The sequence below is a fragment of the Aliinostoc maniaoense genome (assembly GCF_058172895.1).
Map to the genome: position 1 here is coordinate 1,945,502 of NZ_CP187952.1, position 14,244 is coordinate 1,959,745.

At 37.4% G+C, this 14,244-nt stretch carries 11 protein-coding genes; 5 read left to right on the forward strand and 6 right to left on the reverse strand.

Features of this window, described 5'->3' with window-relative positions; translation table 11 throughout:
- Positions 1-275 precede the first annotated feature (275 nt).
- Positions 276-1,640: an IS110 family transposase gene (locus ACPZ3T_RS08720; protein ID WP_490275257.1), complete on the forward strand. Its 1,365-nt coding sequence runs from the start codon at positions 276-278 to the stop codon at positions 1,638-1,640.
- 121 nt (positions 1,641-1,761) lie between these two features.
- Positions 1,762-3,330, forward strand: a complete 1,569-nt coding sequence (locus ACPZ3T_RS08725) for an NAD(P)H-quinone oxidoreductase subunit N (RefSeq protein WP_490275259.1) — start codon at positions 1,762-1,764, stop codon at positions 3,328-3,330.
- 109 nt (positions 3,331-3,439) lie between these two features.
- On the opposite strand, the gene ACPZ3T_RS08730 is transcribed toward ACPZ3T_RS08725, so the two are convergent.
- The 6 genes from ACPZ3T_RS08730 to ACPZ3T_RS08755 form a co-directional block, all read right to left on the reverse strand.
- On the reverse strand, positions 3,440-4,477 hold the full coding sequence (locus tag ACPZ3T_RS08730) for a sensor histidine kinase (RefSeq protein ID WP_490275261.1): 1,038 nt from the start codon (positions 4,475-4,477) through the stop codon (positions 3,440-3,442).
- 15 nt (positions 4,478-4,492) lie between these two features.
- Positions 4,493-5,644: an FIST signal transduction protein gene (locus ACPZ3T_RS08735; RefSeq protein ID WP_490275263.1), complete on the reverse strand. Its 1,152-nt coding sequence runs from the start codon at positions 5,642-5,644 to the stop codon at positions 4,493-4,495.
- Between the two features lie 120 nt (positions 5,645-5,764).
- Positions 5,765-7,066 carry a sensor histidine kinase gene (locus tag ACPZ3T_RS08740; RefSeq protein WP_490275265.1) on the reverse strand — a complete coding sequence of 434 codons (1,302 nt, stop codon included), beginning with the start codon at positions 7,064-7,066 and terminating at the stop codon, positions 5,765-5,767.
- A 265-nt stretch (positions 7,067-7,331) separates the two neighbouring features.
- Positions 7,332-8,558 (reverse strand): hybrid sensor histidine kinase/response regulator, encoded by a 1,227-nt coding sequence (locus tag ACPZ3T_RS08745; RefSeq protein WP_490275267.1) that lies wholly within the window; start codon positions 8,556-8,558, stop codon positions 7,332-7,334.
- Positions 8,559-8,606: 48 nt separating this feature from the next.
- Positions 8,607-11,030, reverse strand: coding sequence for a sensor histidine kinase (locus ACPZ3T_RS08750; protein WP_490275269.1), 2,424 nt, complete (start codon positions 11,028-11,030; stop codon positions 8,607-8,609).
- A 248-nt stretch (positions 11,031-11,278) separates the two neighbouring features.
- The gene (locus ACPZ3T_RS08755) at positions 11,279-11,914 is read right to left on the reverse strand and encodes a response regulator (RefSeq protein ID WP_490275271.1); all 636 of its coding nucleotides are present in this window, start codon (positions 11,912-11,914) and stop codon (positions 11,279-11,281) included.
- A 263-nt stretch (positions 11,915-12,177) separates the two neighbouring features.
- On the opposite strand from ACPZ3T_RS08755, the gene lipA reads away from it, so the two are divergent.
- From lipA to ACPZ3T_RS08770, 3 genes are all read left to right on the forward strand, one after another.
- On the forward strand, positions 12,178-13,077 hold the full coding sequence (gene lipA, locus ACPZ3T_RS08760; RefSeq protein WP_490275273.1) for a lipoyl synthase: 900 nt from the start codon (positions 12,178-12,180) through the stop codon (positions 13,075-13,077).
- 113 nt (positions 13,078-13,190) lie between these two features.
- Positions 13,191-13,790, forward strand: coding sequence for a MiaE family protein (locus tag ACPZ3T_RS08765; RefSeq protein WP_490275275.1), 600 nt, complete (start codon positions 13,191-13,193; stop codon positions 13,788-13,790).
- Between the two features lie 18 nt (positions 13,791-13,808).
- Positions 13,809-14,216 (forward strand): VOC family protein, encoded by a 408-nt coding sequence (locus tag ACPZ3T_RS08770; RefSeq protein ID WP_490275277.1) that lies wholly within the window; start codon positions 13,809-13,811, stop codon positions 14,214-14,216.
- Positions 14,217-14,244 lie beyond the last annotated feature (28 nt).

Below are 14,244 nucleotides of genomic sequence, written 5' to 3' on the forward strand. Positions count from 1 at the left end.
AGCCGAAACGCTGACAAATTGTCAGCGTCGCGGATTGAGTCCAAATCAATTCCGCAAATTAGTTAGAGAAAGTGCAGCGTCAAGAGTGAATTGCGCTCCTACAGTGAGGCGTTTCTGTGTTCATGCGCGGCTTTTCTCTTACTAATTCCCCGAATTGCGTTTACTCCTGAATCGCGCCCCTGTTATGTGGGGCGTTAGGGTGATTCGTGCGCTCTTAAGTTCGGGTTTACTAAAGGATGCCAGTCCTGAAAACCACCTTATTTTTTCGCAGAACCATGACAATTCAATTAAAGATTTTGGGAATTGATGTTAGCAAAAACAGCATAACAACCCATATTTTAACACAATATCCCAAAGGAGGATTGCAAAATCATTGGAATAAAACAAGGAATAAAGCATCAAGCTTATACCCTGCTTTTTATTCCAATCCAGATGTTATAAAAAAGCAAAAATCAGCTTTTGATTTTGCAAATTACTTAATAGAAACCAAACCAGATTTTGCAATTATTGAGCCAACAGGAAATCATTATTCTAGACTGTGGGCATCTATTCTTAAAAAGTTAGAAATTAAAATTTTATGGGTTGGTCACGTTGAACTCAGGCGTTACCGTGGTGGCAAAAATTTACCGAATAAATCCGATGCTGCCGATGCTTTGGCTATGGCCGCTTACGGTCACGACCCAGATCATCTACTCGAAAATGGTAAATTGAACATGAGATATTTTCTCATGCACCAACCCGAACTTATAGATGAACTCCGCGACCTCTGCCAGCAACTTGAACACCTCAACCGTGTTCAGTCGCCAATTGTGAATTATGCCCGGCAACTTCTGGCCTGGCAGTTCCCAGAAGTTGCTAACACTAGAAGTAAATCTACTAAGCCAGGGTTACTCCCACCGCTTTGGGCTTGGTTGGCGAAAAGGCTGGAAATTTCACCCGCCGGAAAAACCAGGATAGAAAACCGCTATAAAATATCCATTGCCCGTGATTACGGCATTGAGATAGACCCAATTTTAGAACTCCATGCTCAGTGGATGTGTGACATCTCACTTTATGAGCAGCATCTTGAAGGCAGAATTAGAGAAATACTTACTCAATCAGCCTTTGCGCCTTACATGAAAGTGTTTGATAAATTTGGTTTTGGGTTACGAGTGCGATCGCGTTTACTTACCAGAATCTACCCTTTTGAATCATTTTTAGGGGTCGATGGCAGGCCTGTTATTGAGTATGAAGTCAGAGAAGTCAAAAAAACTGAGCGCGATCGTAAAAATGGTGAAACCGTTGTTAAACGACTTGCTGGTGAAACCAAACGAATCAAGCGCAACCGTAGCCGCGATACTTTCAAAATGCGCCTAGGCATGGGTACAACCCTTGAGCAGTCCGGTGATGGTTTAGTTGAAAAAGCTAGTGGTTCTTCACTGTGTAGAATTTCACTTTGGCAGTACATCTTAACTGGTGTAGAAACTGGACGATTACCAGATAATGAACTAACCAAAGAACTGCTCAACTACCGCGATTCACTCAAAGCTAACGTTACAGAACAAGGTGAGAAACTGCTAAACGGTAAGCATATTCAAGGCAAGTTAATGAGTAAAGTAACAAACTTACTGTTTAGTGAATTGTGTAAAGTAGTTCATTAAATTTACGTTACGTTGTTTGTTGACCCTTCATGATCATGAAGGGTCTTGAAATTGTAGAAGAATTTCCGTTACCCTGAACACAGTGAGCCTTAATGTCTAATCGCCAAAACCTATATATCTCATGGATTTTGCTAATCTTGCATCCCAATTAAATGCGGGAACGATTTTACCAGAGGGAATTGTCATTGTTACCCTCATGGGGGTTTTGCTTGTTGATTTGATTTTAGGGCGGACATCTTCGCGCTGGATTGGATATCTAGCGATCGCAGGTTTACTATCTGCGACTGTCGCCCTAGTATTTCAATGGGATGCTACCAATCCCATTTCCTTTAGCGGTGGTTTTAATGGCGACGACCTCAGTATCGTCTTTCGTGGTATCGTTGCTTTGTCTGCCGCAGTCACTATACTGATGTCAATTCGCTACGTTGAGCAGAGTGGCACTGCTTTAGCAGAATTTATCGCCATTTTATTGACAGCAACTCTAGGAGGGATGTTTGTCTCTGGGGCTAGTGAATTGGTGATGATTTTCATCTCCCTAGAAACCCTGAGTATCTCCTCTTATTTACTTACCGGTTATACCAAGCGTGACCCCCGTTCTAATGAAGCGGCTCTGAAATACCTATTAATTGGAGCTTCCAGCACCGCAGTATTTTTGTACGGTGTATCATTATTGTACGGTCTGTCTGGTGGACAAACAGAACTGAGTGCGATCGCTAATGGTATAGCTCAAGCTAATGCTGGTCAATCTTTGGGTTTGGTGATTGCCCTAGTATTTGTAATCGCAGGTATTGGGTTTAAAATCTCTGCTGCACCCTTCCACCAATGGACACCAGACGTTTATGAAGGCGCACCTACCCCAGTTATCGCCTTTTTGTCTGTGGGTTCTAAAGCAGCCGGATTTGCCCTGGCTATCCGCTTACTCACCGTAGTTTTTCCCCTCGTCGCTGAGGAGTGGAAATTTGTCTTCACCGCCCTAGCCGTCCTCAGTATGATTTTGGGTAACGTCGTCGCCCTTGCCCAAACCAGCATGAAACGGATGTTGGCTTATTCATCCATTGCCCAAGCCGGGTTTGTGATGATTGGCTTAATTGCTGGGACTGATGCCGGTTACGCCAGCATGATTTTTTACTTGCTGGTATATCTATTCATGAACCTGTGCGGTTTTACCTGTGTGATTCTCTTCTCCCTCCGCACAGGAACAGACCAAATCGCCGAATACTCAGGTTTATACCAAAAAGACCCCCTACTCACCTTGGGTTTAAGTCTCTCCCTCCTGTCTTTAGGTGGTATTCCGCCCCTAGCTGGATTCTTCGGCAAAATTTACCTGTTCTGGGCAGGTTGGCAAGCCGGTCTTTATTGGTTAGTTCTCCTGGGTTTAGTAACCAGCGTTGTCTCCATCTATTACTACATTCGTGTAGTTAAAATGATGGTAGTCAAAGAACCCCAAGAAATGTCCGACGTAGTGAAGAATTATCCCCCAGTACGTTGGAATTTACCTGGACTTAGACCTTTGCAAGTTGGGTTAATAGTAACTCTCATTGCTACTTCCCTCGCCGGCATTTTGTCTAATCCTTTGTTTACCTTGGCAAACAATTCTGTAACTCATACTGCTATTTTGCAAACAGCAGCAGTTGTCAGTAATCCCATTCAAGTGAGTGCTATTCCTCCTGAAAAATCAGAAGGTTTGTAGACTCATAATTTCTCAACAACTAATGGCTAATAGTGCAAATGCTATTAGCCATTTTTGTTTGTAGTGAGAACTTTAGTTCTCTCTTATCTATACCTGTTCACTGTTTCCCTTAACAACTAATAGGCAAAGTAATAATAAATTCTGATCCCTCTCCTAACGTGGATTCAACTTCTATTTTACCGCTATGCTTATGGACAATAATTTGATGAGCAATTGATAATCCTAAACCCGTACCTTTGCCTACAGATTTAGTAGTAAATGAATGTTCAAAAATTTTTGATTTCACTTCTTTAGGCATACCTAAAGCATTATCTTTAATACTAATTAATACAGAATTATTATGATAATTAAATAAAGTTTTAATAATAATTATATTAGGTTTTTCTTCAATTGTTGCAAAACTTAGCCCATGATTAGACTCTTCTAAGGCATCAATTGCATTAGCTAAAATGTTCATGAAAACTTGATTAAGTTGCCCAGGGTAACAATCTATTAAAGGAATATCTCCATAATTTTTAATTACTTGAATTTCTGGACGATTTTGATTAGCTTTTAAACGATGCTTCAGAATTAAAAGAGTACTATTAATACCATCATGAATATTAAAAGGTAATTTCGACTCTGTATCAGAACGGGCAAAAGTTCGCAAACTAGCACTGAGATTACTAATGCGATCAGTACCTTCTTTCATTGACATAATCAGTTTGGGTAAATCCTCACGCACATATTCTAAATCCATAAGTTTAATTTGGTTTGTGATTTCTTTAAGTGGCTCAGGATAACACTTTTGATAGAGTTCAATCAAATATAATAATTCATTAATATATTCAATAGCTGGGGTAATATTCCCCATAATAAAACCGATAGGATTGTTAATTTCATGAGCTACGTCTGCGACTAATCCACCTAAAAGAGACATTTTATCCTGCATTGTCTGAAGGTTTATTAATGTCTGTTCTAGTTCTAAAGTTCTTTGTTTTAACTGGATTTGTGATTCTTGCAGTTCATCAATTACTTTTTTAAGTAATGATTCCTTTTTGCGATTTGTTTCTTCTAACTGCATTCGGTCTATTGCAGCACGCTCTAACTTTTTTTGTAGTATTCTATTGGCTTTTTCAAGCCTTTGTATTTCCTGTTCACAATTCATAATTTCTGGGATTATCTACCGAGTTCCTAAAATTAAAGTCACAAATGTTTCATTATGAAATTGCGTTTTACCAGTAGATTTTATGGGCGCGATTTCGCCATTAGAATAAAAACCACAAGCAGGTAAAAATTGATTTACATAATTTTTAGTATTCAGATACTCTTGTTGGGTTTGCATACCTAAGATTTGCCGCCTAGCAACACAGGAAAAAAATAATACGCCGACTGGTTCTGTGCCTGGATAACTATGAATAGCATTCATAAATGATGCGTGAGAAGCTGCCAAAATATCTTGATGTCCAGCTTCAGCAATTTGAATTGTTGCTTGTTCAGGAATATCTGCAAAAAATGTAATGCTACCTGTTGTTTCATCATAGGCGATGGGCGCTCTCAGATAAAAACTGACTCCGTCGTCATCTAAAATTGCTAGGGGATATTCCATTGAAGGCGGTAATGTATCTAAATAATACCGATAGAAATCTAAAGCAGGTTTACCATCAATTTCGTAGACTATATTTTTCTCGGCTTTGGTGACTTGGCTAGTTTTACCAATGGGAAACCAACCACTAGCTACACCGTGGGAAAATAGAACATTACCGGAGAATAATAAAATGGGAACAGAATCGCTGACAACTTGTGTTTGAAAGAATTGATAGGTATTCTGATATTTTGATTGATCAGCTGCTAAACCACCAAATATAGGAAATTTTTCTCCCAACGCTAATTTTAAGCCATCTAATATCGATACACCGCTAGTAGTTAAACTTTCTGGATGGGTTAAACATAGTTGAGCTACTTTAGTAGTTTTCGCTTTTGCTTGTTCCACAGCTTGTTTAGCCGCCCCAATGGGATCAGCAGAAACTTTTAGTCCCACACCTGCAAAAATTTCTATTTCATCTGAGCAAAATAACATTAAAGTAATTGAGTCTTGCTGAAACTCTAAAACTGAAGAAATTTCTCCATCAGTAGTTCCACCAATTAACTCAATTCCTGGAAAAGCTTGATGAATAGCTTGTAATATTAGATTATGGTCAAAGTCAATAGCACTAAATAAAATACCGGCTTGAGGAATATCTCCACTCAAGGAAGTAGTACATTGCTGAATTACTTCCTCCACTGCTGCTAAGGAGTCGGGATCATTGCTATGGCCAACTACTATCTTAAACATCAATTTAACTCTATGGTGACTTCAGGTCTATAGCCATATAATTCCCAAATTTTGATCATAAATTTACTATTGAGTAAACAGAAAGATTTATATTTCCACAATTTTTTGCTGATGAGGCAGCTATGTACTCGGAATAGTAATTGTAAACTCTGATCCTCCCCCAACAACAGAACTAACATCTAAACTGCCGTAATGTTTTTGGACAACGATTTGCTGGGCAATTGATAATCCTAAACCCGTACCTTTGCCAACATCTTTAGTGGTAAATAAGTGGTCAAATATTCTTTGTTGAATTTCATTAGGCATTCCTACTCCATTATCTTTAATTTTAATTATTACCTGAGTTTTATTGGTGTTCAGGATAGTTTTAATAATGATGTGATGAGATTTCTTTTGCAGATCCTCTATGCTAAGTCCAATATTTGCTTCTTCTATAGCATCAATGGCATTAGCTAATAGATTCATAAATACCTGATTTAATTGTCCAGGAAAGCATTCTATCAAAGGTAAATCACCATAACTTTTAATCACTTCAATAGGAGGACAATTTTCTGAACCTTTGAGACGATGCTTAAGAATTAGCAGCGTACTATCAATACCTTCATGAATATTACACTTAACTTTATTTTCTGTATCAGCTCTAGAAAAAATTCTCAGACCACTGCTAATCTCTCGAATGCGCTGAATACCTTCTTTCATGGCAGAAATTAAGTTTGGTAAGTCATAACGTATATATTCTAAGTCTATGGCTGTGATTTCTTCTTGAATCTCTGTTGCAGGTTGGGGGTAATGATGTTGATAAAGGTCAAGAACGTTAATCATATTTTGGAAATATGCAAGAGTATGACCTAAATTCCCATAAATACAGCTCACAGGATTGTTAATTTCATGAGCGATACCTGTAACTAACTGTCCCAGTACAGACATTTTTTCTTGTTTAACGAGTTGGACTTGAAATTCTTGCAATTCTCGTAATGCGTTATCGAGTTTAGCAGTACGCTCTGCTACCATTTTTTCTAAATTTTTAGTCAGACTCCTCAGTTGTAAATGTGTTTTAATTCGAGCTAATACTTCTTCTTTTTGAAAGGGTTTGGTGATGTAATCAACAGCACCCAAACTTAAACCATTAACTTTACTATCTGTATCTGTAATACCCGTCATGAAAATGACTGGAATATCATGAGTAAGTGGATTGGCTTTTAAATGTTTACAGGTTTCAAAGCCATCCATTCTAGGCATCATTACATCTAATAAAACTAAATCTGGTAATTGAGATTGTATTTTCTCGATTGCCTGTTCTCCATTAATAGCTGTTACAACATTAAACCCACTGGCAATTAGCTCTGTTGAGATAATTTCTAAATTTGTAATAGTATCATCTACAACTAAAATTAAATTATGTTCTATTGATATATTAACCATTGTCATCTATAGTTAGGTGTATAGTTATTCTTAAGGGTTTTCCAACTAAAAAATATCCAATTTGTCGGCTCAGTGGTGATGGACTAACACGCCGCTAGAGATAAATATTTCTCCTTCTCTGGTGAACTCTTTTGACAATGTTCTCGTCTACATAGTTCACCACCGCTATTTTGCACCTATGAAATGTCTCAATAGCCAGAGCCTACAAGCATATAATTCCCATAAAATTGACTAGAACAACAGCCTGGTAAAAATTGGCAATTATCTAGGGTAGATTGCTGAGTGTCTGTTGAATAGGAATAGTAATTAAAAATTGCGCTCCCTTCCCAGGAGAGGATTTTACTTCTAAAGTACCCTGATGATTTTCTACTATAATTTCATGAGCGATCGCCAGACCGAAACCTGTACCTTTGCCTAGGGGTTTAGTAGTAAAAAACTGATCAAACATCCTCTGTTGTATTTCTTCAGAAATTCCTATACCATTGTCAGTAATTGTAATGAATACAGATTGTTGATCTTCTGTGACTGCTGTAAAAATTTCAATTGTCGGTTGTTCAGAGATGTCACTACTTAATGATTCTTCTATAGCATCAATAGCATTGACAAGAAGATTCATAAATACTTGGTTGAGTTGACCTGGATAGCACTCTACTAAAGGTAATTCACCATAATTTTTAACTATATTGATTTCTGGACGGTTTGATGTGCCTTTGAGACGATGATTTAAAATAATTAGTGTGCTATTGATGCCTTCATGGATGTTAAATGCTTGAAATTCTGTATGATCTAAGCGTGATAATAAACGCAGCGATCGCACAATTTTTTCAACTCTTTCAGTCCCCATTCTCATAGAGGATAATAGCTGAGGTAAGTCTTGTTTAATAAAGTCAATATCAATCTGCTCGGCAAAATCCTGAATTTCTGGATCTAAATTTTGAGTGTGTTTTTCGTAGAGAATTAATAATTTTAATAAATCTGCAATATAATTTTGAGCATGATTTAAATTACCAGCAATAAAGTTCACAGGATTATTGATTTCATGGGCAATTCCTGATATTAATTGTCCCAATGCAGACATTTTTTCTTCCTGTGCCAACTTAAGTTGAGTCCGGCGCAATTCTAAATGAACATTAATTCTAGCTAATACTTCCTCATATTCAATAGGCTTAGTAAGATAGTCTACCGCTCCTATTTTCAGTCCTTTAACTTTATCAACCAAATCAGAACGAGCCGTCATAAAAATTACTGGAATATTTTTAGTTTTCGGATTTTCTTTAAGTTGACGGCAAGTTTCAAACCCATCCATATCTGGCATAATCACATCTAATAGAATTAAATGTGGTAATGTTTCCTCTGCTTTTTTTAAAGCACTTTTACCGTTTTTAGCTACAGAAACTTTAAACCCTGCCTGATTGAGAATTACAAACAAAACCTTGATATTTGCTGGAACATCATCTACAATTAAAATTGAGCTATTAGCGTAATTACTCATTTATTAATCCTATAAGGTATTTTATATTCATCTGCGTTTTGGCTGGAGTTACTTTCTAGGGAAGATTTGACAATCTAAATAGGGTAAGATAATTTCTACAATAGCCTCATCATCAAAGTTTTCCAGTAATTGCCAAATTCGCCTAGAAAACTCCTGGTACTTTTCATCTAAATTTTGAATGCGGCTGATTTCTTCTTGAATACCAACAGTATAGCCAGCTTTAGCAGCTTGATATAAATTGATCAATTCCCCTGAAGGGGGAAATACTATCTCCTCCTGATGTTGATCAACTGTGGGATATGCCATCATATTTGCTTGCTGTATGGATAAATCTGATATTATCCCAATATTTGCTATTGGTAAATCTAAATCAAACCAAAATTTACTGCCTTGGCCATAAATACTCTTAACCTTAATTTCGCTACCCATGATTTGCACAATTTGGTGACTAATTGCCAACCCTAACCCTGTACCTGCTGATTTTTGTAAATTGCTTCCCACCTGTTCAAAAGGTAAAAATATTGTTGCTATTTCTGCATTTTTCATACCAATACCTGTATCTACAATTTGAAATCTAATTGTAGTGACTTGTAAATCCTGGTTAGTTCTAGAATGATTAACTACTTCCACAATCAAAGTTACTATTCCATCTTGGGTAAACTTAATAGCATTACCTACAAGATTAATTAAAACTTGCCGTAGTCGTTTTTCATCTGCATAAACAGTAGTTGGTAAATTAGAGTCTAATCGGCAAATAAAACTTATATGTTTTTCTTCTGCCTTAACGCGACAAATATCAGCAACGATTAATAATAATTTTTGAAGATCAAAGGCTTCGGGATGAAGTTCTAGTTTATTAGATTCAATTTTAGCAATGTCTAAAATATCATTAATTAAATTTAAAAGATGAGAACCACAATTGTAAATAATGTTAACCCCCTCCATTTGTTCTGCACTAATTTCTGGATCAAATTGCAGAATTTGTGCATAGCCAAGAATGCCATTTAACGGGGTACGAAGTTCATGGCTGATTTTAGCTAAAAATTCGCTTTTAGCATGGTTAGAGGCATCGGCAGATTCTTTAGCTGCTGTTAGTTCTGCCGTTCTTTGTGTCAGTCGTTGCTCTAATTCTTGATTAGTCTTTTCTAAGACTGTCAAAACTTCACTTAGTTGACCAGCCATTTGGTTAAAAGATTGGGACAAAATACTCAGTTCATTAATAATAGAAATGTCCACTATTTGCTCAAGGTTGCTAGATGGGATAGCCTCGGAACTACTGTAGGCGATCGCACTACTAGCATGAATTAATTTTAAAATAGGATTAGCTATCCAACGAGCAGTGTATACACCTATAGTAGTACCTAGAATTAACGCCCCTAGACACAACAATATAGTGACATGAGTATTGGTTTCAATTGCTGCCATTAAGTCACTCTCAGGCATAACTACCACCACCAACCAATCTAAACCTAGTTCATTATGCCAAGGTGTAACTTGCACAAAGTATTTTTTATCTTGTATTTTTATGTAAATTTGTTGAGTATTTTGAATATTTTTAAATTGCCCAAACCTAACTTGTAAATCTTTGCTTATACTTTGAATTAACTTATTTTTACTATTTAAAACTGATAGTCTTTGTGTTTTACCATTGACTATTGAAAATAGTGATTCTTTTAGAGAACTAGCGACTATTAAACCTGAAGGTTCTAAGATAAATACCTGATGATTTTTAGGATTTTTTAAACCTGCTAGCAAATTACTAATTTGTGGTAGTGTCAAATCCACACTCATCACACCAGTAAATTTATGTTGCTTCTCATTTAAAGAATAACTAGAAGATATGGAAAAAATTTCTGGTTGATCTTGCCATTGATATATTTGACTCGATGTGGGTTGATTAACCTTAACTGCATTTGTATACCAAGTTGCTAGGCGAGGATCATAATTTTTAACTGCTATTAAATTTTGGCGATTTAGTTGATTATCAGTTCTGTAAACATAAAGTTTACCAATTCCCTTGCTTTGAGAAACTTCATTAATTAAGAATTGACCATTATCTAAACGTTCAACGCCAATAAATTCACCTTGAGCATTTGCAAAGCGAATATAGTCAACATCAAATACTTGCATCTGTTTAGCAAAATAATTACCTGTAGTCTGCAAATCACTTAAATTTAGCATTCCCATGTTGACAGCATCTACATTAATTTGATTAATCTGATGCGGAGTTTTTAAATAAGTCTCTAAGTGCTGATTAACTAGCAGATTCACTTGATTGAGGAGTTGATTAGCAAGTTGATTTACTGCCTTTTGTCGGTTGCTCCAGGAGAGATATCCTACAAGTCCAACGGTAGCAACAATTTGGATAACAAAAGGCACAATTAAGATAAATTGTAGAGGTAATTTTAGACGACGTTTCACATCAGCATAGAACATTGTTTTGAGTTCTGGATAATAGAAAAAATTCACCATAAATCTCTGGCATTATTTTTCCCATTTTCCTATTATCAATATCATAGGGCATCAGAGATGATTATTAAATTAGCTACATACAAAATAAGTCCGTTTTTGCGGACTTTGAGAAAAATATATCTAATTTAGTTCTATGGGTTTATTTATCGCATCCTTTGGCAACAAATGAATAGACTGTAGTGAAATACCAATTGAGATATTTTCTGACAAAGTATCACAAGGAGATCACAAATCAGGGAATAGCAATGCTACTTGATTTTTTGTTTAATAAAAGTTACTACCTGAGCTAACTGTTTCTTTAAGCCATCAATCTCTGCTTGCATTTTGGTAATTTTTTCATTGAGTGCTTGAATTTCAGCCGCAGAAGTAGTTTCCGTTTCAGGATGCGCGACTGTAGCAGTTTTGGTGACGCTAGCAGTTGCCACAGCACCAGTTGCGATCGCCCCCGTAGCAGTTGTATGATTTCTAGCGGTGGTAACTGCTGCTGCCACAGGTTCTGGACGTGGCAGTTTAGCTTTAGTCATCGCTGCCTTAATAGCACCAATTAACTGCTTTTGATCAAAAGGTTTACCCAAAAACTCAAAGTATTCAAAAGGTTCGGTCATTTTTTCTGTGACCTCTTCCTTTCGACCAGACATAATTACTAAAGGAATCTTTCTTAAATCAGGATGAGCCTGGACTTGTTGAAAAACTTCCCAACCACTCATTTTAGGTAAGAGAAAATCCAACATAATCAAGCTGAGTTTTTCTTGACGGATGAGATTTAACCCTTCTAAACCGTCTTTTGCTTCTAATACCTCAAAATTGCCAGGAGGTAGCATTTCTCGTACTTTTACCCTGACAACGGTAGTGTCATCGATAACTAGAATTTTGTTACTTGCCACGACTGATTGCTCTAAAATAATATTTAACTTTCAATAACGGCTACGCCGATTGACTGTGAGAATGTTCCCACTATACTCAACATTGTCATTAATTGGGGGATAGTATATTTCGGTATAAATCTCATGGCAGCTAGTGTTTTCCTAAACCTCTAGCTGCGTAAGGGGAATTTTGTGTCAAGGTAATATTTAAGGCTGGCACCTCAAAATCCTCAGATTACCCAGTCCCTACTTTCAATTCCCCCATTCTGAATTTTGCATTGATTATGACTTCCTCTCAATCAGCCCAAATCAGAGCAGAAATTGCCGCTATGCCTAGCTGGTTACGCCGTTCTCTCGGTAAAGCCAGCGAAATCTCCACAGTACAACGGATTATTAAACAACGCCAAATTCATACTATTTGTGAAGAAGGTCGTTGTCCCAACCGGGGTGAATGCTATGCCCAAAAAACAGCCACATTTTTATTAATGGGGCCAATATGTACCCGTTCCTGTGCTTTTTGTCAAGTAGATAAGGGTCATGCACCAATGCCAATTGATCCTCAAGAACCGCAAAAGGTAGCAGAATCAGTACAGCTTTTAGAATTGCGTTATGTAGTGTTAACTTCTGTAGCTCGTGATGATTTGCCAGACCAAGGTGCAAGTCACTTTGTCAACACTATGACAGCTATTCGCCAACTCAACCCAGAGACGCAAATTGAAGTTTTGACACCGGATTTTTGGGGTGGTGCAGGTGCAGGAGAAGCAGCACAATGGCAACGTCTAGAAATGATTGTACAAGCCCAGCCAGCTTGCTTTAACCACAATATTGAGACAGTAAGACGGTTAACAGGGCCAGTGCGTCGGGGTGCTAAATACGATCGCTCTTTGCGAGTATTAGCTATAGTCAAAGAATTAGACTCTACTATTGCCACTAAATCAGGGTTAATGCTGGGACATGGTGAGACTGTAGAAGAAGTGATCACAGCCATGAAAGATTTAAGATCCGTAGAGTGCGATCGCATTACAATTGGTCAGTATATGCGCCCCTCCTTAGCTCATCTACCAGTCCAAAAATACTGGACACCAGAGGAATTTGACCACCTCGGTAACATCGCCCAAGACATGGGATTTAGTCATGTGCGTTCTGCTCCTTTGGTTCGCAGTTCCTATCATGCTGGGGAATAAAAATTCAAAATTCAAAATTCAAAATTAAGAAATCCATAAACATCCCTAAGCACATTAAAATCAATGTGCTGGGATACTCACCAGCATTCCTATTATTGTCAATTTGTTGATCTGTGCTTAAATTTGTGTTGCCAACTATCAATGCACTCAAACAACCTACTAGTGATGCTTGGGTAGAACAAGCGATTTCTAATTTAGACATCATTTTGCTTGATCATTCCCATTGTGAACGCAAAGCGGCTGGGGTGGCGTTAAACTTTATGTTTCGCTATCCATCTAATACTAAAATGGTGAGAGAATTAACTGCGATCGCTCGTGAAGAATTGGAACATTTTGAATTGGTGAATCAGTGGCTAGAAAAGCGCAATATCCCCCTAGCACCCTTACCACCACCTCCCTATGGTGCAGGGTTAAAAGCGGCTGTGCGTCCCCAAGAACCAGAAAGGTTTTTAGATTCTTTACTGGTAACAGGATTAATTGAAGCCCGTAGCCATGAACGCCTGGGGCTATTAGCTAAACACTGTCCTGATATAGAATTAGCTAAATTTTATAAAAGTTTAATGGCATCGGAAGCGAGACACTTCGGTACTTATTGGGTTTTAGCTGATACCTACTTTGACAGAGAAATTGTCAACCAACGGCTAGATGAATTATCAATAGTTGAAAGTGAATTACTCGCAAATTTACATCCACAACCTAGAATCCATAGTTAGTAGAATCACACTTTATTTATGTTGCTACAGTTAACACATATTAGGTTACTTGTTTCCAATTACAGAGAATGTTTTTTGTTCTACCGTGATGCCCTAGGTTTTGTGATTGATTGGGGTGATGAAAATAGCGGTTATGCTGAGTTACACACGGGAGACTATATTAAACTGGCTTTATTTAGAAAAGAGTTAATGGCGGAAGCAGTACCGAGTGCTTATCAAGCTTCAGCTATGGAATGTCAAAATAAAATGGCTTTGGTGTTTGCTGTCGATAATGTTGATGAGTTATATTATCATCTCAAACAAAACAATGCCATGATTGTAACTCAACCAATGGATCGTCCAGAATGGGGATTAAGAACAGCCCATTTTCGTGATCCTGATGGTAATTTGATTGAAATTTTTAGTAATATGAGTAACTTAAATTAGGCTTTTGTTGTTGAGTCGTTGAAACACA

What these genes read in the sequence shown, in the direction of transcription:
- ACPZ3T_RS08725 (WP_490275259.1), top strand. Translation starts at nt 1,762, where the DNA reads ATGGATTTTGCTAATCTTGCATCCCAATTAAATGCGGGAACGATTTTA.
- ACPZ3T_RS08750 (WP_490275269.1), bottom strand. Translation starts at nt 11,030, where the DNA reads ATGGTGAATTTTTTCTATTATCCAGAACTCAAAACAATGTTCTATGCT.
- ACPZ3T_RS08745 (WP_490275267.1), bottom strand. Translation starts at nt 8,558, where the DNA reads ATGAGTAATTACGCTAATAGCTCAATTTTAATTGTAGATGATGTTCCA.
- ACPZ3T_RS08735 (WP_490275263.1), bottom strand. Translation starts at nt 5,644, where the DNA reads ATGTTTAAGATAGTAGTTGGCCATAGCAATGATCCCGACTCCTTAGCA.
- ACPZ3T_RS08730 (WP_490275261.1), bottom strand. Translation starts at nt 4,477, where the DNA reads ATGAATTGTGAACAGGAAATACAAAGGCTTGAAAAAGCCAATAGAATA.
- ACPZ3T_RS08720 (WP_490275257.1), top strand. Translation starts at nt 276, where the DNA reads ATGACAATTCAATTAAAGATTTTGGGAATTGATGTTAGCAAAAACAGC.
- lipA (WP_490275273.1), top strand. Translation starts at nt 12,178, where the DNA reads ATGACTTCCTCTCAATCAGCCCAAATCAGAGCAGAAATTGCCGCTATG.
- ACPZ3T_RS08770 (WP_490275277.1), top strand. Translation starts at nt 13,809, where the DNA reads ATGTTGCTACAGTTAACACATATTAGGTTACTTGTTTCCAATTACAGA.
- ACPZ3T_RS08740 (WP_490275265.1), bottom strand. Translation starts at nt 7,066, where the DNA reads ATGGTTAATATATCAATAGAACATAATTTAATTTTAGTTGTAGATGAT.